This is a genomic window from Arthrobacter phoenicis, assembly GCF_047238215.1.
In the GTDB taxonomy this organism is placed as follows: domain Bacteria; phylum Actinomycetota; class Actinomycetes; order Actinomycetales; family Micrococcaceae; genus Arthrobacter.
Genome location: NZ_JBDFMK010000001.1, coordinates 3024022 through 3045779 on the forward strand (window position 1 = coordinate 3024022; position 21758 = coordinate 3045779).

Annotated in this window: 20 protein-coding genes and 1 tRNA gene; 17 read left to right on the forward strand and 4 right to left on the reverse strand. The window is 69.1% G+C overall.

Translation table 11 applies throughout. The features are described from left to right. Positions 1-46: 46 nt before the first annotated feature. Positions 47-214 (reverse strand): hypothetical protein, encoded by a 168-nt coding sequence (locus ABC337_RS14185; protein ID WP_412883425.1) that lies wholly within the window; start codon positions 212-214, stop codon positions 47-49. 81 nt (positions 215-295) lie between these two features. Between ABC337_RS14185 and ABC337_RS14190 the strand changes: the two genes are divergently transcribed. Further along, positions 296-1261 (forward strand): GlxA family transcriptional regulator, encoded by a 966-nt coding sequence (locus tag ABC337_RS14190; RefSeq protein WP_412883424.1) that lies wholly within the window; start codon positions 296-298, stop codon positions 1259-1261. A gap of 6 nt (positions 1262-1267) precedes the next feature. On the opposite strand, the gene ABC337_RS14195 is transcribed toward ABC337_RS14190, so the two are convergent. Both ABC337_RS14195 and ABC337_RS14200 read right to left on the reverse strand, forming a co-directional pair. Continuing rightward, a complete protein-coding gene (locus ABC337_RS14195) occupies positions 1268-1555 on the reverse strand; it encodes a protealysin inhibitor emfourin (RefSeq protein ID WP_412883423.1) in 288 nt (95 codons plus the stop codon). A gap of 41 nt (positions 1556-1596) precedes the next feature. After that, entirely contained in the window at positions 1597-2643 is a 1047-nt protein-coding gene (locus tag ABC337_RS14200; RefSeq protein WP_412883422.1) for a M4 family metallopeptidase, read from the reverse strand. Between the two features lie 126 nt (positions 2644-2769). Between ABC337_RS14200 and ABC337_RS14205 the strand changes: the two genes are divergently transcribed. Then, complete coding sequence (locus ABC337_RS14205; RefSeq protein WP_412883421.1) at positions 2770-3750, forward strand: cation diffusion facilitator family transporter; 981 nt, start codon at positions 2770-2772, stop codon at positions 3748-3750. A gap of 53 nt (positions 3751-3803) precedes the next feature. Here ABC337_RS14205 and ABC337_RS14210 read toward each other — a convergent pair. Continuing rightward, positions 3804-3876: transfer RNA gene (locus ABC337_RS14210), tRNA-Arg, on the reverse strand. A 126-nt stretch (positions 3877-4002) separates the two neighbouring features. Between ABC337_RS14210 and argS the strand changes: the two genes are divergently transcribed. The 15 genes from argS (at position 4003) to ABC337_RS14285 (ending at position 21686) form a co-directional block, all read left to right on the forward strand. After that, on the forward strand, positions 4003-5667 hold the full coding sequence (argS, locus tag ABC337_RS14215; RefSeq protein WP_412883420.1) for an arginine--tRNA ligase: 1665 nt from the start codon (positions 4003-4005) through the stop codon (positions 5665-5667). 5 nt (positions 5668-5672) lie between these two features. Further along, positions 5673-7151 (forward strand): diaminopimelate decarboxylase, encoded by a 1479-nt coding sequence (lysA, locus tag ABC337_RS14220; protein WP_412883419.1) that lies wholly within the window; start codon positions 5673-5675, stop codon positions 7149-7151. Then, positions 7152-8468: a homoserine dehydrogenase gene (locus tag ABC337_RS14225; RefSeq protein ID WP_412883418.1), complete on the forward strand. Its 1317-nt coding sequence runs from the start codon at positions 7152-7154 to the stop codon at positions 8466-8468. After that, complete coding sequence (thrC, locus tag ABC337_RS14230; protein ID WP_377969963.1) at positions 8469-9575, forward strand: threonine synthase; 1107 nt, start codon at positions 8469-8471, stop codon at positions 9573-9575. It begins immediately after the preceding gene. 2 nt (positions 9576-9577) lie between these two features. Beyond that, a complete protein-coding gene (gene thrB / locus ABC337_RS14235; RefSeq protein WP_412883417.1) occupies positions 9578-10564 on the forward strand; it encodes a homoserine kinase in 987 nt (328 codons plus the stop codon). 309 nt (positions 10565-10873) lie between these two features. Further along, a complete protein-coding gene (gene rho / locus ABC337_RS14240; RefSeq protein WP_412883416.1) occupies positions 10874-12946 on the forward strand; it encodes a transcription termination factor Rho in 2073 nt (690 codons plus the stop codon). Between the two features lie 188 nt (positions 12947-13134). Further along, the gene (gene prfA / locus ABC337_RS14245) at positions 13135-14208 is read left to right on the forward strand and encodes a peptide chain release factor 1 (protein WP_290257390.1); all 1074 of its coding nucleotides are present in this window, start codon (positions 13135-13137) and stop codon (positions 14206-14208) included. Between the two features lie 42 nt (positions 14209-14250). Beyond that, a complete protein-coding gene (gene prmC / locus ABC337_RS14250; RefSeq protein WP_412883415.1) occupies positions 14251-15165 on the forward strand; it encodes a peptide chain release factor N(5)-glutamine methyltransferase in 915 nt (304 codons plus the stop codon). 4 nt (positions 15166-15169) lie between these two features. Then, positions 15170-15919: an L-threonylcarbamoyladenylate synthase gene (locus ABC337_RS14255; RefSeq protein ID WP_400158764.1), complete on the forward strand. Its 750-nt coding sequence runs from the start codon at positions 15170-15172 to the stop codon at positions 15917-15919. Position 15920: 1 nt separating this feature from the next. Next, on the forward strand, positions 15921-16832 hold the full coding sequence (locus ABC337_RS14260; protein ID WP_412883414.1) for a glycosyltransferase: 912 nt from the start codon (positions 15921-15923) through the stop codon (positions 16830-16832). 5 nt (positions 16833-16837) lie between these two features. Further along, complete coding sequence (locus ABC337_RS14265; protein WP_412883413.1) at positions 16838-17800, forward strand: glycosyltransferase; 963 nt, start codon at positions 16838-16840, stop codon at positions 17798-17800. A gap of 99 nt (positions 17801-17899) precedes the next feature. Further along, positions 17900-19777, forward strand: coding sequence for a polysaccharide biosynthesis protein (locus ABC337_RS14270; RefSeq protein WP_412883412.1), 1878 nt, complete (start codon positions 17900-17902; stop codon positions 19775-19777). Further along, positions 19774-20799: an MraY family glycosyltransferase gene (locus ABC337_RS14275; protein WP_412883411.1), complete on the forward strand. Its 1026-nt coding sequence runs from the start codon at positions 19774-19776 to the stop codon at positions 20797-20799. The genes ABC337_RS14270 and ABC337_RS14275 overlap by 4 nt, the downstream gene beginning before the upstream one ends. A 79-nt stretch (positions 20800-20878) precedes the next feature. Continuing rightward, entirely contained in the window at positions 20879-21370 is a 492-nt protein-coding gene (locus ABC337_RS14280) for a Cg1360 family ATP-synthase-associated protein (protein ID WP_412883410.1), read from the forward strand. Beyond that, a complete protein-coding gene (locus ABC337_RS14285) occupies positions 21357-21686 on the forward strand; it encodes a hypothetical protein (protein ID WP_412883409.1) in 330 nt (109 codons plus the stop codon). Before ABC337_RS14280 ends, ABC337_RS14285 begins: the two co-directional genes overlap by 14 nt. Positions 21687-21758: the final 72 nt, after the last annotated feature.

Sequence of the window (21758 nt, forward strand, 5' to 3'; positions counted from 1 at the left end):
GCATACTGCCCGGCCGGCCCGCCGCTGTGTGAAGCCGGCTGCGTGGTTAGAAATTCCGCAACGTGTAGCCGGTGCTTGGCAGGTCGTGGGCCATCCAGTAGTCCTCCGAGCGGACGGGCGGGTTGTGGCCCAGTCCGTCCTTGCGGAGGGCGCGGAGGGTGGCCGCGGCGACGGCGATAACCAGGATGATGACGGCGATTCCGATGAGTTCCATAGCTCTATGGTTCGCCGGTGGCTGGTCAAAAATAAGTGGCAGAAAAGCCCAAAAAGCTAAAATTTCTGCCACACTTGAATCATGATCCGTTCGGTGGCAATGATCGTGGTTCCCAACTTCTCCATCTTCGAATTCGGCACCGCTTTCGAGGTGTTCGGCGTCGACCGGTCTGGCCGCGGCGCGGGCCTGGCCGCCTTCGATTTCCGGATCGTCACCCCCGTCCCCGGGGACGTCCCGATGCAGTCCGGCCCCAGCATGCACGTGGGACTCGGGCTGGACGCGGCAGCGGACGCGGACCTGGTGATCATGACCCCGTTCGGCAAGGACTCCGATGTTCCCGACACGGTGATCGAGGCCCTGCGCGCCGCCCACGAGCGCGGCGCCTGGGTGATGTCCATCTGCTCCGGGGCCTTCGCCCTGGCCCGGGCCGGGCTGCTGGACGGCCGGCGCTGCACCACCCACTGGCACTACTCCCGCGAACTGGCCGAGCGGTACCCCGAAGCTGTGGTGGACGAGAACGTGCTGTACGTCCAGGACGGCCGGATCATCACCAGCGCCGGGACCGCCGCGGGGATCGACGCGAGCCTGCACCTCGTGCGGCTGGAATTCGGCGCGGCGGTGGCCGCCAGCATCGCCCGCGACATGGTGGTGCCCCCGCACCGCGACGGCGGCCAGGCCCAGTTCATCGACCGGCCGGTGCCCCGGTGCGGGTCCCAGCCGATGGAGGAACTGCTGCGCTGGATGGTCGGCAACCTGGGGGAGGAGCACCCGGTCAACGAGCTGGCGCGGCGGGTCCACATGTCGCCGCGGACCTTCGCCCGGCGCTTCCGGGCCGAAACCGGGGCCACGCCCGCGGCCTGGCTGAACTCCCAGCGCGTCCTCCGCGCCCAGGAGTTGCTGGAGACGACGGACCTGACCATCGATGAGGTCGCACGGGAGTCCGGGTTTGGCCACCCCGTCCTGCTCCGCCACCACTTCGCCAAGGTGCTCGACACCAGCCCGCAGTCATACCGGCGGGCCTTCCGCGGCCACCTCGCGGCGGTTTAGGGAGGGCTACTGCCCTGGCACGTCCCCGGCGTCGGCGCGCACGCACTCGACCAGCTCGCGCCACGGACCCGTGATGTGCCGTTCGGGCAAGGTGGCTCGACGCCGGCCCGCGCGGATGCTGTAGACGAACCGGTCCGGCTGCGGGGCCTCGTCCTCGTCCCCGGGGAGGTCATCCCACGGGCACGCCTCGATCAGGCCCTGCCAACGGTCCACGGCGTCCGGCGTCGCGGGTTCGGTACTCCAGACGCGTTGGAATCCCGCGACGCCGCCGCTGCGCTGCACGGTGATCTTCATGGGTTCGTCTCCAGCCACCAGGATTACGGCCTGCTGCCGCCTTACAGCCTGACTTTGACAGTTTCCCACGCCGAGCGCACCGCGTCATGCTCCGGCGAATCGGCCCCGAACAGCTCCTGCGCGGAGGCCGCGGTGGCCTTGGCGAAGGCGCCGAATGTCGACGCCGGCTTCAGCGATCCTCCGGTCAGGGTCTCGTACCAGATCCGTCCCGGCGCCTCCCACGCGTTCCCGCCGAGGGTGGTGGCCGTGAGGTAGAACGCCCGGTTGGGAATGCCGGAGTTCAGGTGCACCCCGCCGTTGTCCGAGCTGGTGTGAACGTAACCGTCCATCGAGTCGGGCTGCGGGTCCTTGCCCAGGACGTCGTCGTCGTACGCCGTGCCCGGCGCCTTCATCGAGCGCAGCGCGAAGCCCTGGACCTGGTCGGTGAAGAGCCCCTCGCCGATCAGCCAGCTGGCCTGCGCCGCGTCCTGCTGCCGGACGAACTGTTCCACCAACGCACCGAAGACGTCCGAGACGGACTCGTTCAGCGCACCGGACTGGTTCCGGTAGGTCAGCCCCGCCGAGAACTGGGTCACGCCGTGGGTGAGTTCGTGGCCGATCACGCTGAGCGCCACCGTGAACCGGTTGAACACCTGGCCGTCGCCGTCGCCGAAGACCATCTGGTGGCCGTCCCAGAACGCGTTGTCGTAGCGCTGCCCGTAGTGCACCGTGGCGTCCAGGGGCAGGCCGTTGCCGTCCACCGAGTTGCGCCCGAAAGCGTCGGCGTAGAGCCGGTGCGTGTGGCCGAGCCCGTCGTACGCCTCGTCGGCGGCGGGATCAGAGGTGGCCGGCTCACCCTCCTTGCGGACCAGGGCGCCAGGCAGGTTCTCCGAGCCCTTCGCGTCATAGATGGTGCGCTGCGGCGGACCGGGCGCCACCTGGCGGATTCCCGGCGGGGCCGTCGGAGCCGCCGCGGCCCGTGCGGCCTGGAAGCTCTTGACGTGCAGCAACGCCTCCCGGGCGGCGCGCGCGGCCACCTCCAGCCGGGGTTCCGACGTCTGTGCCGCCAGCCGGCGCAACAGGTAGGGCGGGATGATGGAGCAGTACATGTGAGACCCCTTTGCTCTAGCCGATGCGACCAGCCTAAGAGCGGGGTGCGACATTTGGCAGGGGCGCCGCCGCCCGATCCACCGCCCGATCCGCCGGGCGGCCGTCCCGGCGGGTACCGTAAGCCCATGGCGCACTCCGGTAAAGAGAAGAAGAAGTCCAGTTCCACGCTGCTGACAGTGATCATCGCGTTCGCGATGAACGTGCTGGTGGCGGTCGCCAAGTCGGTGGCGGCCTTCCTCTCCGGTTCGGCGTCAATGACGGCGGAGGCCGCGCACTCGTGGGCGGACACCGGCAACCAGGTCTTCCTCTTCCTGGCGGAGCGGCGGTCGGCCCGGCCGCGGGACAAAAGCCACCCCATGGGCTACGGCCGTGAGGCCTACGTCTGGTCCATGTTCGCGGCATTCGGACTCTTCACCGCCGGCGCCGTGGTCTCGATCATGCACGGCATCCAGGAGATCATCGCGCCCGAGCCCTCCGCGGACTTCATGGTGGCCTACATCGTCCTGGCGGCGGCATTCGTCTTCGAGGGAATCTCCTTCGTCCAGGCGTTCCGGCAGACCCGGAAGGCCGCGCACGAACTGGACCGGCACACCCTGGAGCAGGTGCTGATCAGCTCCGATCCGACGCTGCGCGCCGTTTTCGCGGAGGATGCCGCAGCGCTGATCGGCCTGGTGGTCGCCTTCGTCGGCATCTTCCTGCACCAGGTCACCGGCTCCCCGCTGCCCGACGCCATTGGCTCGATCGTCGTGGGCGTCCTGCTGGCCGTCGTCGCCGTCGTGCTGATCGACCGGAACCGCCGCTTCCTGGTGGGCCAGGGAGTCACCAGCGACATCGAACAGTCCATGGCCCGCCGCGTGCTGGAGCACCGGGACATCGCCCGGCTCACCTACCTGCACCTTGAATTCGTCGGTCCTCGGAAGCTTTACCTGGTAGCGGCCGTGGACCTGGAGGGCGACCACCCCGAGCACGAGGTGGCCGTGGCGCTGCGCCGGATCGAACGCGAACTCGAGGACCACGAGACGGTCGAGGAGGCGGTCCTTACCCTGGCGACGCCGGACGAGCAGCCCCTGCACATCAGCGCGGACAAGGAAGGCGCGACGCCCTAGGCCGCAACGCAAAGAACCCCTCCGCTTCAGCTGAAGCGGAGGGGTTCTCACTGTGCCCTCGGTAGGATTCGAACCTACGGCCTTCTGCTCCGGAGGCAGACGCTCTATCCCCTGAGCTACGAGGGCAATCAGGGATTCCTGCCGTCACCGGCGGGACGTCCTAGAGCTTAGCAGGAAGGTGGGCCGCAAACGAAAACGACGCAGCGGGTGCCGGAATTCCGCGCAGATGCGGGCCCCCGGTAGGCTTGAACCGTGACCCCAGAAGAACTTTCCCTTGCCATATCCGCCTGCCTCCAGGACGCCGTCGCCGCCGGTGAGATCGCCCTCGCCGCCACCGATATTCCGGAGGCTGTCCGCGTGGAGCGGCCGAAGAACAGGGACCACGGGGACTGGGCAACCAACATCGCCCTGCAGCTGGCAAAGCCGGCCGGGACCAACCCCCGCCAGCTGGCCGGGCTCCTGAGCGAGCGTCTGGCTGGGATCGCCGGGGTGGCCGCCGTGGACATCGCCGGGCCCGGGTTCCTGAACATCACGGTCGACGCCGCCGCCGCGGGCGCGCTCGCCAAGGCCATCGTTGAGGCGGGGTCCGGCTACGGCACCAACACCGCCCTCGCGGGCCGCACCGTGAACATGGAGTTCGTCTCCGCCAACCCCACCGGGCCGCTGCACATCGGCCACACCCGCTGGGCCGCCCTGGGCGATTCGATCGCGCGCGTGCTCCGGGCCTCCGGCGCGGACGTCACGGCGGAGTACTACATCAACGACGCCGGTTCGCAGATGGATGTCTTCGCCAACTCCGTGCTGTCCCGCCTGCACGGCCGTGACGTTCCCGAGGGCGGCTACCCGGGCGAATACATTGCCGACCTGGGCCACGAGGTCCTCGCCGAGCACCCGGCCATCCGGGAGCTGACGGACGTGGCGGCGCTGCCGGTCATCCGGGCCTCCGCCTACCAGGCGCAGCTCAAGGACATCCAGCAGACCCTCGCGGAGTTCGGCGTCGCGTTCGACGTCTACTTTTCCGAGCAGGAACTCCACGACGCCGGGGCGATCGCCAGCGCCGTCGCCCGGCTGCGCGAGCAGGGCCACGTCTACGACGACGGCGGCGCCGTCTGGCTTCGCACCACGGACTTCGGCGATGACAAGGACCGCGTGATGATCCGCGCGAACGGCGAGCCGACCTACTTCGCCGCCGACGCCGCCTATTACCTGTCCAAGAAGGACCGCGGCTTCACCGAGAAGATCTACCTCCTCGGCGCCGACCACCACGGTTACATCAACCGGCTCAAGGCCATCGCCGCCGCCGCGGGCGACGAACCCGAGGTCAACATCGAGGTCCTCATCGGCCAGCTCGTCTCCGTCAACGGTGCCAAGCTGTCCAAGCGGGCCGGCAACATCATCGAGCTCAAGGACCTGATCTCCTGGCTGGGCAAGGACGCCGTGCGCTACTCCCTGGCCCGGTTCCCCGCCGATTCGCCGCTCACCCTGGACCCGGAGCTGCTGAAGAAGCACAGCAACGAGAACCCGGTCTTCTACGTCCAGTACGCCCATGCCCGCTCCCGCGGTGCCGCCCGCAACGCCGCCGCCGCCGGCGTCGAGCGCTCCGTGGACGGTCGGGAGGCCTTCGACGCCGCCCTGCTGGACCACGCCACGGAGAACGAACTGCTCTCGCATCTGGGCAGCTACCCCTCAATCGTGGCCAAGGCCGCCGAGCTGCGCGAGCCGCACCGCGTGGCCCGCCACCTCGAGGTCGTCGCCGGCGCCTACCACCGCTGGTACGACGCCTGCCGGGTGGCTCCCCTCGGCGAGGAAGACGTCACCGACCTCAACCGCACCCGTCTGTGGCTCAATGACGCCACCAGCCAGGTGCTCGCCAACGGACTTGACCTGCTGGGCGTCTCGGCGCCGGAACGGATGTGACCATCATGACCGCAAGCCCCGCCAACAACGCCGCGTCCCCGCTCGCTCCGGACTGGCTGGACGTCCCGGCGGACCTGAACGCCCTGTACGCGCCGATGTGGGCCGCCGGCGTCGCCCGCACCGACGGCGGCGAGCTCGCCATCGACGGGGTTCCGGTCAGTGAGCTGCAGCGGCAGTTCGGCACCCCGCTCTTCGTCATGAGCGAGACCGACTTCCGGGCCCGGGCACGCGCCTTCCAGGACGCCTTCAACGAGGCCTTCGCCGACATCTGCGGGGGAGTGGACGTCTACTACGCCGGCAAATCCTTCCTGTGCACCGCCGTCGTCCGCTGGGTCGAGGAGGAAGGCCTCCGGCTGGACACGGCCTCCGGCGGCGAGCTGGCCGTCGCGGCCCGCGCCGGCATCCCGGGTGCGGCCGTCGCCCTGCACGGCAACAACAAGTCCGACGCCGAAATCCACCGCGCCCTGGACATGGGCCTGGGCCGGATCGTGGTGGACAGCCTCCCCGAGCTGGAGCGCGTCGCGGCGATTGCCGCCCACCGGGGCGAGACCGCCAAGGTCATGCTCCGGCTGACACCGGGCGTCCACGCCCACACCCACGAATTCATCGCCACCGCCCACGAGGACCAGAAGTTCGGCCTCTCCATGGCCGGGGACTCCACCGAGCAGGCCGGGCTCTCCGCCGCGGAGGAGGCCGTGGCCGCCGCGGCCGGCCACGCCAGCATCGAACTGCTGGGCCTGCACTGCCACATCGGATCGCAGATCTTCGAACCCGACGGCTTCGCCGTGGCCGCGGAGAAGCTCCTGGACTTCCTCGCCGCGATGCGCTCGAAGTACTCCGTGGACCTTCCCGAGCTCGACCTCGGCGGCGGCTACGGCATCGCCTACACCCCGGTGGACACCCCGCGCCCGCCCGCGGAGATCGCCCGGGCGATGGCCGCCGTCGTTCGCGCGAAGGTCGCCGAGCTGGGGATCACCGCGCCGCGGATCTCGATCGAGCCCGGCCGCGCGATCGTGGGCACCAGCACCTTCACGCTCTACGAGGTCGGCACCCTGAAATCCGTGCGCGTCGACGCCCCGGCGCCCGCCGGCGGCGCCGACGGGGCCGATAACGTTACGTACCCCCGCCGCTATGTGTCGGTGGACGGCGGCATGAGCGATAACGCCCGGCCAGTGCTGTACGACGCGGATTATTCGGCGGTCCTGGCCTCCCGCAGCTCCACCGCGGCCCCGCAGCTGTCCCGCGTGGTGGGCAAACATTGCGAGAGCGGCGACATAGTTGTTAGAGATGTATACCTGCCCGAGGACGTGGCAGCCGGTGATCTGCTCGCTGTACCGGGGACCGGCGCCTACTGCTGGGTCCTCTCAAGCAATTACAACTATCTGGCCCGTCCGGGCGTTGTTGCCCTGCGCGACGGAGCAGCCCGGCTGATTGTCCGCGGGGAGACCGAAGCCGATCTGTTGAACCGCGACATGGGAGTCTGAATGACGCAAATGCGTACCTTGAAAGTGGCCCTGCTGGGCTGTGGCAACGTCGGGGCCCAGGTAGCGCGGATTCTCATTGACGACGCCGACGCTCTCGCCTCCCGCACCGGTGCCCGCCTGGAGCTCAGCGGCATCGCCGTGCGCAACCCGGACGCCCGCCGCGACGTCGAGCTGCCGGCGGACCTGTTCACCACCGACGCCGAGTCCCTGGTCAAGGACGCGGACCTGGTGATCGAACTGATGGGCGGCATCGAACCGGCGCGCAGCCTGATCCTCACCGCCATCCGGCACGGCGCCTCCGTGGTCACCGGAAACAAGGCCCTGCTGGCCCAGGACGGTCCCACCCTCTACGAGGAGGCGGACAAGGCCGGCGTGCAGCTCTCCTACGAGGCCGCCGTCGCCGGCGCCATCCCCATCCTGCGCCCCATCCGGGACAGCCTCTCCGGGGACCGGATCACCCGCGTTCTCGGGATCGTCAACGGCACCACCAACTTCATCCTCGACCAGATGGACAGCACCGGCGCGCAGTTCGCCGACGCCCTCGCCGAGGCCCAGCGGCTCGGCTACGCGGAGGCGGATCCCACGGCCGACGTCGAGGGCCTCGACGCCGCGGCGAAGGCCGCCATCCTGGCCTCGCTGTCCTTCCACACCCGCTTCGCCCTCGAAGACGTGTACTGCGAGGGCATCACCGGCGTCACCGCGGCCGACATCGCCGCGGCAAAGGACGCCGGGTTCGTCATCAAGCTGCTGGCGATCGCCGAGAAGCTCAGTGATTCCGACGGCAGCGAGGGCGTCTCCGTGCGCGTGCACCCCACCCTGCTGCCCCGCGAACACCCGCTGGCCGCCGTCCGTGGCGCCTTCAACGCGGTCTTCATCGAGGCCGAGAACGCCGGCGAGCTGATGTTCTACGGCCAGGGCGCCGGCGGCACCCCCACCGCGTCCGCCGTCCTCGGGGACCTGGTGTCCGCGGCCCGGCGGATCGTCCTGGGCGGCCCCGGCCGCACGGAGACCACCACCGGACACGTGCCCCCGCTGCCCATCGACGCCGCCGTCACGAGCTACTACATCGGCCTGGACGTGGCGGACCAGCCCGGCGTGCTCGCGCGGATCGCACAGCTGTTCGCCGAACACGGCGTCTCGATCGAAACCATGCGGCAGACAGTGCACCGCGAACCGTCCTCTCCGGCCACCTCGGCGGAGCTGCGGATCGTCACGCACCGCGCCAGCGAGGCCGCCCTCGCGGCCACCGTCCAGGCCGTAAAGGGCTTGGACGTCATCAATTCAGTCACATCCGTACTGCGGGTAGAAGGGGTCTAAGTGGCTCACCAATGGCGCGGAGTCATCCGCGAATACGCTGAACGCCTGCCGGTCACCGAGGCCACGAAGGTCATCACCCTTGGCGAGGGCGGCACCCCGCTGGTCCACGCGCAGAAGCTCTCCGCGCTCACCGGCTGCACCGTCTACCTCAAGGTCGAGGGCATGAACCCCACCGGTTCCTTCAAGGACCGCGGCATGACCATGGCCATGACCGCCGCCGTCGCCGCCGGAGCCAAGGCCGTGGTGTGCGCCTCCACCGGCAACACCTCCGCCTCCGCGGCGGCCTACGCCACCTCCGCCGGCCTGCGCTGCGCCGTGCTGGTGCCCGAGGGCAAGATCTCCATGGGCAAGCTCAGCCAGGCGATCGCCCACGGCGCCACCCTGCTGCAGGTGGACGGCAACTTCGACGACTGCCTCGAGATTGCCCGGAAGCTGGGGGAGTCCTACCCGGTGTTCCTGGTGAACTCGGTCAACCCGGCCCGGATCGAGGGCCAGAAGACCGGTGCGTTCGAGGTAGTCGACTCCCTCGGTGACGCCCCGGACATCCACATCCTCCCGGTCGGCAACGCCGGCAACATCAGCGCGTACTGGAAGGGCTACAAGGAATACGCGGCGCCCTACGAGTCCGCCACCGCCGGATCCCTGCCCGCCGTCGCCACCCGCACCCCGGTGATGTGGGGCTTCCAGGCCGCCGGTGCCGCGCCGTTCGTCGCCGGCCACCCGATCACCGAACCGGACACCATCGCCACGGCCATCCGGATCGGCAACCCCGCCTCCTGGGAGACCGCCGTCGCCGCCCGGGACGAATCCGGCGGCGTGATCGAGGCCGTGACCGACGACGAAATCCTTGCCGCGCACCGCTGGCTGTCCGCCCGCGAGGGCGTCTTCGTCGAACCCGGCTCCGCGGCCGGCGTCGCGGGCCTGATCAAGAAGCACGAGGCCGGCGAAGTCCCGGCCGGTAAGACCATTGTCATCACGGTCACCGGCCACGGCCTGAAGGACCCGCAGTGGGCGCTCCGCACCGAGGACGGCAGCGACGTCCAGCCGGTGAAGGTGGCCAACGACGTCGTCACCGTCGCCGCGGAACTGGGACTGGAAGAGCACTAGCAGTGGAGACCACCCTCACCGTCCCGGCGGAGTCCGCCGCCGACACGCCCACGGTGGCGGCCGGACAATCCGTCACCGTCCGGGTCCCGGCCACCAGTGCCAACCTGGGCCCCGGCTACGACAGCCTGGGCCTGGCCCTGTCGCTCCACGACACCCTGACGGTGGAGACCCTCGACAGCGGGGAACTGGAATTCGACCTCAGCGGCGAGGGGGCGGACACGTTGCCGCGCGACGCCAGCCACCTGGTGGCCCGGGCGCTGACGGAGGCACTGCACCGGCTCGGATACCGGCACGCGGGCCTCCGGATCACCGCGGACAACGTCAACCCGCACGGGCGGGGGCTCGGGTCCTCGGCCGCCGCGGTGGTGGCGGCAGCCTCGGCGGCCAACGCCCTGGTCCCGGCCGCGGACCGTCGCGGCAAGGACTGGATCCTGCAGTTCACCTCCACCCTGGAGGGGCACCCGGACAACGTCGCACCCGCCATTTTCGGCGGACTGGCGCTGTCATGGCAGGACAGTGACCAGTACAGCAGCACCTGCGCCGTCGTGCACGCGGACATCGTTCCCGTGGTGGCCGTTCCTGACTACGAACTCTCCACCGAGGCGGCCCGGGCGCTGCTGCCGGCGTCCGTGGGGCACCATGCCGCGGCCATGAACTCCGGCCGCGCCGCGCTGCTGATCAACGCCCTGACCCAGAGCCCCGCCTTCCTGCTGCCCGGCACCGAGGACTACCTGCACCAGAGCTACCGGGCCCAGGCCATGCGCCCCAGCGCGGACCTGATAGCCGCCCTGCGCCGCGCCGGCCACGCCGCCGTCGTCTCCGGTGCCGGACCCACGGTCCTGGTGCTCGCCGACGGTGCGGAGCGGGCGGCCGAGGCGCAGGCCTTCATCGCCGGGTACACCGCGGCCAACACGCCGGGCGTGTCCTGGCGCGTGATGACGCTGGCCGTGGACAGTGAAGGTGCTAAAGTGGAAGTGCACCGGCGGTAATCACGCTAGCTTTTTCAAAAGACCGCGATGTCGGCCACGTTGCCCACTCTCATCTTTCACTGCGCAATATTTTCCGGTGCCACCTGCTTCCGTCTGGCGCAGGACGCTACAGAAGCACTCTGTACCCCTGAAAAGTCAGCCGGCCGTTCCTCCATTTCGGAACGTGTCCTGGTGTAGCAGTATCCGGCCCTGCCGGCCGGTTTGAGTCCGGCAAGGCCGCAAATCCCGGCTGCAGATCTGAACTGCAGCCCAGATCAATCACCGCGTCCAGCTCCTAGCCTGGACGCCGTCGAGGGGGAAGGATCCTTCGTGACCGAAACCACCGAGCTGTCTCCAGCTGTGGACTCATCATCTTCTGCTGCTTCGGCAGCACCCGCCAAGAGCAGCGGCCTCGCCGGCCTGAAGCTCGCCCAGCTGCAGGCCCTGGCCAGCCAGTTGGGAATCTCCGGGGGTTCCCGGATGCGTAAGGGCGATCTGGTGACCGCCATCTCCGCCCACCGCGCCGGCACCCCGGTGAGCAAGGCCCCCGCCGCTGCCGAGAAGGCCAGCGACAACGGAACCATCTCCAGCGGCGCTGTTGCGTCGAACGGCGCGTCTTCCAACGGCGCTGCTTCTTCCAACGTTGCCGAGGCCCCGGCGCAGGAAAACCCGCGTGCCCGCCGTGGCCGCAGCCGCCGCGCCGGCAGCGACGGCATCATCAGCACCGCCACCGAGGCTCCCGCCGCCGTGGAAGCCCAGCCGGCCGTCGAGGCCGCCCCGGCCGAACAGCCCGCCGAGACCAACGACCGCGCCCGCCAGCCGCGGACCCGCAACCGCCGCCGCGGCGAAGCAGCCGCCCAGGCTGCAGGCCAAGCGGAGGCCACGGAGGCTCCGGCCGAGCAGCCCGCCCCCGAGCAGCGCCAGGGTGAACAGCGCCAGGCCGAGCAGGGCAACGACGACGCCCAGCGCCGCGAGAACACCCGCGGCCGCGGCAACCGTGACGAGAACGCCGGACGCGAGAACGCCCGCGATAACAACCGGGACAACCGCGACAACAACGACGACAACGACGGCGGCAGCCGTCGGAACCGCCGCAACCGCCGGGACCGTAACGATCGCAACGACCGTAACGACCGCCAGGACAACAACCGTAACGACCGCTTCCGCGACCGCAACGAACGCCGCCGCGGCCGCAACCAGGGTCCCGACGTCGACGACGTCGAGGTCACCGAGGACGACGTCCTGCTGCCGGTCGCCGGCATCCTGGACGTGCTGGAGAACTACGCGTTCATCCGCACCTCCGGCTACCTGCCGGGCCCGAACGACGTCTACGTCTCGCTCGCCCAGGTCAAGAAGTACAACCTGCGCAAGGGCGACGCCGTCGTCGGCGCCATCCGCGCCCCGCGCGAAGGCGAAGACCGCAGCAACCAGCAGTCCGCCCGCCAGAAGTTCAACGCGCTGGTCCGCGTCACCTCGGTGAACGGCAAGACCGCCGAGGAACTCAAGGACCGCGTGGAGTTCGCCAAGCTGGTGCCGCTCTACCCGTCCGAGCGGCTGCGCCTCGAGACCGACCCGAAAAAGATCGGCCCCCGCGTTATCGACCTGGTGGCCCCGATCGGCAAGGGCCAGCGCGGCCTGATCGTCTCCCCGCCGAAGGCCGGCAAGACCCTGATCCTGCAGTCCATCGCGAACGCCATCACCACGAACAACCCTGAGGTCCACCTCATGATGGTTCTGGTCGACGAACGTCCCGAAGAAGTCACGGACATGCAGCGCACCGTCAAGGGTGAGGTCATCGCCTCCACCTTCGACCGTCCGGCCGACGACCACACCACCGTTGCCGAACTCTCCATCGAACGCGCCAAGCGCCTCGTCGAGATGGGCATGGACGTGGTGGTCCTGCTGGACTCCATGACCCGCCTGGGCCGTGCCTACAACCTGGCCGCGCCGGCCTCCGGCCGCATCCTCTCCGGTGGCGTGGACTCGGCGGCGCTCTACCCGCCGAAGCGCTTCTTCGGTGCCGCCCGCAACATCGAAAACGGCGGCTCGCTCACCATCCTGGCCACCGCTCTCGTCGAGACCGGCTCCAAGATGGACGAGGTCATCTTCGAAGAGTTCAAGGGCACCGGCAACATGGAGCTCCGCCTGTCCCGCCAGCTGGCGGACAAGCGCATCTTCCCGGCCGTGGACGTCAACGCCTCCGGCACCCGTCGTGAGGAGAACCTCCTCTCGCCCGAGGAAGTCAAGATCATGTGGAAGCTGCGCCGCGTCCTCTCCGGTCTCGAAACGCAGCAGAGCCTTGAGCTGCTGACCAACAAGATCCGGGAGACCCAGAGCAACGTCGAGTTCCTCATGCAGGTGCAGAAGACGACGCTTGGTGCGAAGTCCGATAACGACAAGTAGCTGGCTTTAGCCGCTCAAAATATGCCGGCCCCGCCCCTACGCCGGGTGGCTGACGATCTGCGATCGTCAGCCACCCGGCTCCGGCAGGCCCGAAGCCACTCCCTGGCCGGCATATTTTGAGCGGCTGTTGGTTTAAGAGGAACCGCCCGCATAACTAGACTTGGTTCCAAGTCGAAAGAGGTTTTGAAATGTTTGAGTCCGTACAGGGGCTGTTGGATGAGCATGCTGCTATCCAGGCGCAGCTCGGGGATCCTGCTGTGTATGCCGACCAGAAGCTGGCCCGGAAGCTGGGGCGGCGGTCCGCGCAGCTGAACGGCATCGTGGAGGCCTACCACCGCTGGGAGGCACTCAACGATGACCTGGCCGCGGCGAAGGAGATGGCTGCCGAGGATCCCGAGTTCGCGGCCGAGGTGCCCGAGCTGGAGGAGTCCCTGGAGACGGCCGCCGCGAAGCTGCGCCGTCTGCTGATCCCGCGCGACCCGGACGACGCCCGCAACGTGATCCTTGAGGTCAAGGGCGGCGAAGGCGGCGACGAGGCTGCCCTGTTCGCCGCCGACCTGCTGCGGATGTACAGCCGCTACGCGGAATCCCGCGGCTGGAAGACTGAGATTATCTCCGCTACCGAGTCGGACCTGGGCGGCTACAAGGACGTCCAGATGGCCGTCAAGGGCAACTCCAACGACCCCGCCGAAGGCGTCTTCGCCCGGCTTAAGTTCGAAGGCGGCGTCCACCGCGTCCAGCGTGTGCCCGTCACCGAATCCCAGGGCCGGATCCACACCTCCGCCGCCGGCGTCCTGGTGCTGCCCGAGGTGGACGAGCCCGAGGAACTGGAAATCAACCAGAACGACCTCAAGATCGACGTCTACCGTTCCTCCGGCCCGGGTGGCCAGTCCGTGAACACCACCGACTCCGCGGTGCGCATCACCCACCTTCCCACCGGCATCGTCGTCGCGATGCAGAACGAGAAATCCCAGCTGCAGAACCGCGAGGCCGGCATGCGCGTGCTCCGCGCCCGCATCCTGGCCCACCAGCAGGAGCAGATCGACGCCGAGAACTCGGCGCAGCGCAAGTCGCAGATCCGCACCATGGACCGCTCGGAGCGCATCCGCACCTACAACTACCCGGAAAACCGGATCGCGGACCACCGCACCGGCTACAAGGCGTACAACCTCGACCAGGTGATGAACGGCGACCTGGAACCGGTGATCCAGTCCGCCATCGAGATGGACGAACAGTCCCGCCTCGACGCCATCGGCGACTAGCGCCCCGGCGCGACCATCCGACGAGACTGATGACCGACCACGATGACGCCTGATCCCGCACAGAGCCTCGCCGACGCCGTCCGCGGGGCGACGGCGGTGCTGGCCGCCGCCGGCGTGCCGAGCCCCAAGGTCGACGCGGAGCTCCTCGCGGGCCACCTCCTGGGCGTCGGGCCGGGGCGGCTCCGCGCCCTCCTGCTCGGCGACAGTCCGGCCCCGGAGGGGTACGCGGATCTTGTGGCCGAACGCGCGCGCCGGATCCCGCTGCAGCACATCACCGGGGTGGCGCATTTCCGCTACCTCGAACTCGCCGTCGGCCCCGGAGTCTTCATCCCGCGTCCGGAGACCGAGTCCGTGGTCCAGTTGGTCATCGATTGGCTGGCGGCGCCAGGCCGGCCCGCCAGGCCCAAGGTGGCGGACCTCGGCACCGGCTCGGGGGCGATCGCCGGGTCGATTGCGCACGAGGTCCCCGGCGCGGAGGTGCACGCGGTCGAATACAGCGAATTCGCGCACGCCTGGGCGGCGAAGAACCTGCTACCACTGGGGGTCCGGCTGGTCCGCGGCGACCTGCGCGACGCGCTGCCGGAGCACGACGGAACGTTCGACGTCGTCGTGTCCAACCCGCCGTACATCCCGGCCGAAGCGGTGCCCAACGAACCCGAGGTGGCCCTGCACGATCCGCCCGAGGCGCTGTACGGCGGGGGAGCGGACGGCATGGAACTCCCGGCGGCGGCCGCGGCGTCCGCCGCGCGGCTGCTGGTCCCCGGCGGCTACTTCGTGATGGAGCACGCCGAGGTGCAGGCCGGCTGGATCGCCCGGATGATGGAGGCCACCGGCCACTGGACCGGTATCACCACCCATCTGGACCTCAACGGCCGGGAGCGGGCCACCAGCGCCCGGCGCCTGGCAAGCCCCACCGGCGGCGCGGACCGCGAAGCCCAGCCCGGAATGAAAGGATAGGCCAGTGACCACTAGCTACGATTGCAACGATGCGGCCCAGCGCGCGGCCGGACTGGAACACGCCCAGAAGGCGATCCGCGAGAATAAATGCGTCGTCCTGCCCACCGACACGGTGTACGGCATCGGCGCGGACGCCTTCTCGCCGATGGCCGTGACCCTGCTGCTGGCCGCCAAGGGCCGCAGCCGGCAGATGCCGCCGCCGGTCCTGATTCCGCGGCTGAATGCCCTCGACGGCCTGGCCACCGAGGTTCCCGCGGAGGCCCGCAAGCTGGCCGAGGCCTTCTGGCCCGGCGGCCTGACCCTCATTCTGCACGCCCAGCCCTCCCTGGACTGGGATCTCGGGGAGACCAAAGGCACCGTCGCGCTGCGCCTGCCGGCCGACGACGTCGCCCAGGACCTGCTCACGCTGACCGGGCCGCTGGCGGTCTCCTCCGCCAACCGCACCGGCCGGCCCGCCGCGCAGACCGCCGCCGAGGCCGAGGCGATGCTCGCCGAGTCCGTGGAGGTCTACCTCGAGGGCGGCCGCCGTCCAGTGGACGGCGAGGCCGAGTCCGCGCCGTCGACCATCATCGACGCGACGTCGCTGCCGCTGCGCGTGGTCCGGCAGGGCGCCATCAGCCTGGAACGGATCCGCGAGGTGGTGCCCGGCGTGCTCGGTGCCGGCGAGGAACCGGCGGCCGCGGAAGAGCTCGCCGCGGGGGAAACGGCTGTCGAGGAACCGACTGTCGAGACCGCAGAAACCCCGGAGGCCTAGAGTGCAGCCCAAAGTCGCCGTCGCGGCCGTCACCTTCAACCGCCACGAGGAACTCGCCCTGCTGCTGAAGGGCCTCGCCGCACAGACGGCCCAGATCCACTCGATCGCCCTGGTGGACTCCGGCACGGACCCGGCCGACCGGCTGGTCGCCGAACAGGGCATGGACAACATCAACTACCTGCGCTCCGAGGCGAACCTCGGCGGAGCCGGCGGCTTCGCCTACGCGATCCTGGCCGCCATGGCCTCCGGCGCGGAGTGGATCTGGATGATGGACGACGACGGGCACCCGGAGGACGCCAGCTGCCTCGAGGAGCTCCTCAAGGCCGCCGACGAACATGGGCTGGACATCATCAGCCCCCTGGTCGCGGCCACGGCCGATCCCAACCGGCTCTCCTTCAACTTCCGGATCAACGGCCTGCTCACCAACGACCGGTCCCGCCTGGCCCCGATGGGCTACCTGCCGGACATGGTCCACTTCTTCAACGGCGCCCTGATCCGCACCGAGGTCTTCTACACGATCGGCATTCCGGACGTGAAGTTCTTCATCCGCGGCGACGAGGTCGACTTCCTGTCCCGGGTCAAGAAGGCCGGGCTCAAGTACGGCACCCTGGCCACCGTCGCCGTCCAGCACCCCGCCACCTGGACCGAGATGAAGCCGGTCTTCGGCGGCTTCATCACCCCGGTCATTCCGGAAGGCAACTTCAAGCGGTACTGCTACTTCCGCAACCGTGGCTACCTGACCCGGAAATACCGCAACCTGCGCTGGTTCGGCGCGGACGTGGTCGGCTTCCCGTACTACTTCCTGAAGGCCGGAGACCTGAAGGGGCTGGCACACTGGTTCCGCGCCTACTCCACCGGGTTCATGGGCAAGGGCTTCGGCGCACCCGCGGACCTGATGGCCCGGAACGGCTAGGCGGCGTGGAGAAGCTCTACGCCGTCGTCGTCACGTACAACCGGGCGGAGTTCCTGGCGAACCTGCTGGACTCCTTCGCCAGCCTCGACACGAAACCCGAGGGAATCATCGTCGTCGACAACGCCAGCACGGACGGCACCGCCGTGGTGGTCGACCGGGCCAGGACCGCGGGCGACCTTCCCCTGCAGTACGAGCGGCTGGAGACCAACGCCGGGGGAGCCGGCGGTTTCTCCCGTGGCGTCGAACTCGCGCTGGCGGCCGGCGCCGAATGGCTCTGGCTGATGGACGACGACGTCGAGGTCCTCCCCGGGGCTGTCGACGCGCTGGCGAGGTTCACGCCGGACTACTCATGCATCGTGGGACGCCGCTACGACGCCAACGGCCAACCCTTTTTCTGGCAGCACCACTTCGTCGACGCCCTCGGCGTCTTCCTCCCGGTATCCCGCGACGTGTTCAAGCACTCCGACGTCTTCCGCACCAACGTGGGCAACTTCGAGGGCATGCTGATCAGGGCGTCCGTGGCGCGCGAGATCGGCCTTCCCGATCCGCGCTTCTTCATCACCTGGGACGACGCCGTCTACGGCTGGCTCGCCGCGCAGCGCACGCCGGTGGTGTACGTCAATGCGTTCGTGATCCGGAAGGTGCGGGCGCAGCGCCAGGTGGACCTCGGCCTGCGCCACCTCAACGATTCCTCCGACCTGAGCCGGCGCTACGTGATGCGCAACCGCGGCCACGTCGCCCAGTACCTCCGGGCCCACGGCAAGTTCAACCGGGCCGGCTTTGCGGCCGGTACGGCGTTGACCTTCGGCAAGGAAATCGCCCGCCTGGTCCTTGTCGAACGCACCCTCAAGGGGGTAGCTGCGCTCTGGCAGGGATGGCGCGAATCGCGCGAAATCCTTCGCGACCGGGCCTGGAAACCCATGCCGCCGCTGCCCGTAGATGCGGGCCGCGGGAACGAAACGGCTTAGTATCGTTCTAGGTTCCGCGCTGTCCGACAGTCCCGCGCGGGTACTTTTTTGACCCAGGCGCCTTGCCGCCGCAGTACTGGAAGTCGGTTGCACACTCTGTTGACTACGAAATCTGAACCTCGAGAATCCGAGCAGATCCGGGACGAAAAGCCGGCCCTCTGGATCTGGATCCAGCTCATCCTGGACTCCATGTCCTGGGTGGTGGCCGTGATCCTGGCCCTGCTGCTGCGCTACGAGATGGGGATCCGCGTCGAGCAGTTCGCCGGTGCCGCCGTAATCGCGGCGATCGCCGTCGTCGTCCAGGTGCTGACCGGCTACGCGCTGGCCCTCTACCGCGGCCGCTACCCGTTCGGAAGCTTCCAGGAGGCGCGGGCCCTGGTCTTCGTCACCGTGATCGTCGCCGCCTCCATCACCGCCAGCCTGCTGGTGCTCTACGAAGCCATCAACATCGGCCGCAGCGTCGGCCTGATCGCGTTCCCGTTCGCCTGCCTCTTCATGGGTGCCGCCCGCTACGCCAAGCGGCTGTACGTCGAGAGCCGCACCCGGCCCGGCGACGGCGCGCAGAACACCCTCATCTACGGCGCCGGCTTCCTCGGCAACTCCCTCCTCACCCGGATGATCCAAGATCCGGAGTCCCCGTACTTCCCGGTGGGCCTGATCGATGACGATCCTGCCAAGAAGCACCTCCGGCTCTCCGGCGTCCAGGTCCAGGGCAGAGGCGAGGACCTTCCCGCCATCATCCGCCGCACCCGCGCCAGGGTCCTGGTGCTGGCGTTCGCCAACGTCGAGGCGTCCGTGGTCCGGCGCATCTCCGATGCCGTCGCCGGCCTGAACATCCGGGTGCTGGTGCTGCCGCCGCTGCGGGACATGCTCGGCGGCTCCGCCCCCGCCGGGTTCTCCGACTTCCGCGACGTCGCGGTGGAGGACCTCATCGGCCGCCGCCCGGTGGACATCAAGGTCGACGAGATCGCCGGCTACATCAAGGGCAAGCGTGTGCTGGTCACCGGCGCCGGCGGTTCGATCGGCTCCGAGCTGTGCCGCCAGATCATGCCGTTCGGCCCCGCCGAGCTGATCATGCTCGACCACGACGAGACCGGACTCCAGCAGACCCAGATCTCCATCACCGGCCGCGGCCTGCTGGCCGGCCGGGACACCGTGCTGGCGAACATCCGCGACGGTGAGGCCCTGAAGGAGATCTTCACCGACCGCCGTCCGGAGGTGGTCTTCCACGCGGCCGCACTGAAGCACGCGCCGCTGCTGCAGCAGTACCCGGTCGAGGCCTGGAAGACCAACGTCTGCGGCACGCTGAACGTCCTGCAAGCCGCCCGGAGTGCCGGGGTCTCCCACTTCGTGAACATCTCCACGGACAAGGCCGCGAACCCCACCACCGCCCTGGGCCACTCCAAGCGCGTCGCGGAGAAGCTGACCGCCTGGATGGCGGGCCAGACCGGCGGCAGGTTCGTCTCCGTCCGCTTCGGCAACGTCATGGGCAGCCGCGGATCCATGCTTCCGCTCTTCACCGAGCAGATCCGCGTCGGCGGTCCGGTGACCGTGACCGATCCCGAGGTCACCCGCTTCTTCATGACCATCCCCGAGGCCTGCCAGCTGGTCATCCAGGCCGGAGCCATCGGCGCCGGCGGCGACGTGCTGATCCTGGACATGGGCGAACCGGTCAAGATCCTTGACGTGGCACAACGCATGATCGCCATGTCCGGCAAGAAGGTGGAGATCATCTACACCGGGCTGCGGCCGGGGGAGAAGCTGCACGAGGAGCTCGTGGGCACCGGCGAGCTGGACCAGCGCCCGCTGCACCCGAAGATTTCGCACACCCGCGCCACCGAACAGGACCCGGCCACGCTGGACCTCGGCGTCTGGCTGGAACGCTGCGAGGCGGAACAGGGCGCCAGCATCGCGGAGATCCCCGACGACGAGTCGGACGAGACGGGGCCGATCAGGATCGTCCGGGTCGCCTCGTGACCGCCCTGCTGGTCACCGCCGCCGCCACGCTCCTGGCCAGCCTGCTGCTGCCCTACGCGGTGAAGCCCTGGCTGATCCGCCTCGGCGTGGTGGACGTGCCGTCCGCGCGGTCCTCGCATGTGAAGACCACCATCCGCGGGATGGGCCTGGCCGCGGCCTTGGCCACCGCGGCCGGCTATGTTGTGGCCGTCCTGACTGGCGCCGTCACCGTCAACCGTGCGGTGTTCGCCGTCGTACTGCTGATGATCGGCGCATGCGCCGCCGTCGGCTGGACCGAAGACCTGCGAGGGCTCTCCATCCGTGGCCGTGCCGCAGCCCAGCTGGGCATCGGGGCCGCGGGCTCGGCAGTGCTGATCGTCATGACGGGCCAGTCGTTCTGGTGGCTGCCGCTGGCCGCCGTCGCGGTCGCCGCCTACGTCAACATCGCCAACTTCATGGACGGCATCAACGGCATCTCCGGCATGCACGGAGTTATCGTGGGCGCCGCCTACGCGGCCGCCGGATCCCTCTCGGACCAGCCCTGGCTCACCGCCGGCGGCGCCATCCTGGCCATGGCCTTCCTCGGCTTCCTGCCTTGGAACCTGGGCCGGGGCTCGGTGTTCCTCGGCGACGTCGGAAGCTACCTCCTCGGGGCTTCCGTGGCCGCCCTCGCCATCGCCGGGTTCTTCACCGGCGTGTACGTCGAATACGTGCTCTCGCCGATCCTGGTCTACGTGGCGGATACCGGCTACACGCTGCTGCGCCGGATCAAGGCGGGGGAGCGCTGGTACGCCTCGCACCGCGAGCACGTCTACCAGCGGCTGACCGACGTCGGCTTCTCGCACCTGCAGTCCTCCGCCGCGGTCACCGTCTGCACCGCTGCCGTGATCGTCCTTGGCTTCACCGCCGCGACGGCGCCGCTGCCCGTCGTGGCGCTCTGCGTCGCGGCCAGCCTGGCGGTGCTGGTGCTGTACGTGGCCAGCCCGGACCTCATCCGCCGCTACCGCCGCAAGTCCAAGGTCACCCGCCTCCCCGTGGCCTAGCCATGTTCTATCTCGTGTAGAATTCAGGGGCGGACTTCTCCGCACCCCCGCCCTTACCGCCAGCGACGATTGGGATCCCATGACCTCCAACGCCGAGCCCGGACGCACGCCCGGCCGCGGACGCGTCGGCGTTTCTGGGCCCACCTCGTCGCTCTGGCTGCGCCTGCTGGCGCTCAGTTCGCTGACTGCCGCCGCCGCACTGGTGGTGACGGCCGTTCCGGCCTGGATCTTCAACGGCGGCTTCGGTGCCCTCTCCAGCACCTTCGGCGGTGTCCTGGTGATGGCGTTCTTCGCCATCAGCCTGCTGGTCGGCCACTTCGTCGGCCGGAACAATCCCTCCGGGGCGATCGGCATGTTCGTCGCCACCTACTTCATCAAGGTCGTCGGCTTTGCCGTCGTCCTGTTCGTCCTGGGTGCCCCGGAATGGCTGCACGCCCGCTGGTTCCTGATCGGCGCCGTCGTGACCGTCGTAGCCTGGCAGGCTGCCGAGATCATCGGCTTCAGCAAGGCCCGGCTGCAGATCTACAACGACCCCGACTCCACGGAAGGCGGACCCCATGCCGGACCGTAAAGAGCGAGACGAGAACACCCCCCGGAAGCCGCGCGGTACCGCCGGTGCCCCCGGCGTATCGAAGGACGGCGACGACGGCGGATACAACGCCGGGATCGCAGTGTTCAGCTACATTGTTGGCGGAATCATCGTCTGGAGTTTGATAGGGTGGGGTCTGGATAATCTGTGGGGAACCCGCTGGATTGTGCTCGCAGGCGCCCTGCTTGGAGCTGCGGGAGGGTTCTATCTTTCTCATATGCACGGCCTCACCAGCCACCGGTCTACGGCTGGCGAAGACGGCGCTGCAGGTGGCCCGTCCAAGGACGCGGAACAGTAATGCCAAAAAATTTCAGAGGGGGACTGGTTGGCAGCAATGCCGTCGCTCCCCGCCCAACGCCCAATGATGGAC

Bases quoted from the DNA above. Each gene is read 5' to 3' on its own strand.
- ABC337_RS14185 (WP_412883425.1), bottom strand. From the start codon at position 214: ATGGAACTCATCGGAATCGCCGTCATCATCCTGGTTATCGCCGTCGCC.
- ABC337_RS14190 (WP_412883424.1), top strand. From the start codon at position 296: ATGATCCGTTCGGTGGCAATGATCGTGGTTCCCAACTTCTCCATCTTC.
- ABC337_RS14195 (WP_412883423.1), bottom strand. From the start codon at position 1,555: ATGAAGATCACCGTGCAGCGCAGCGGCGGCGTCGCGGGATTCCAACGC.
- ABC337_RS14200 (WP_412883422.1), bottom strand. From the start codon at position 2,643: ATGTACTGCTCCATCATCCCGCCCTACCTGTTGCGCCGGCTGGCGGCA.
- ABC337_RS14205 (WP_412883421.1), top strand. From the start codon at position 2,770: ATGGCGCACTCCGGTAAAGAGAAGAAGAAGTCCAGTTCCACGCTGCTG.
- lysA (WP_412883419.1), top strand. From the start codon at position 5,673: ATGACCGCAAGCCCCGCCAACAACGCCGCGTCCCCGCTCGCTCCGGAC.
- ABC337_RS14225 (WP_412883418.1), top strand. From the start codon at position 7,152: ATGACGCAAATGCGTACCTTGAAAGTGGCCCTGCTGGGCTGTGGCAAC.
- prfA (WP_290257390.1), top strand. From the start codon at position 13,135: ATGTTTGAGTCCGTACAGGGGCTGTTGGATGAGCATGCTGCTATCCAG.
- prmC (WP_412883415.1), top strand. From the start codon at position 14,251: ATGACGCCTGATCCCGCACAGAGCCTCGCCGACGCCGTCCGCGGGGCG.
- ABC337_RS14280 (WP_412883410.1), top strand. From the start codon at position 20,879: ATGACCTCCAACGCCGAGCCCGGACGCACGCCCGGCCGCGGACGCGTC.
- ABC337_RS14285 (WP_412883409.1), top strand. From the start codon at position 21,357: ATGCCGGACCGTAAAGAGCGAGACGAGAACACCCCCCGGAAGCCGCGC.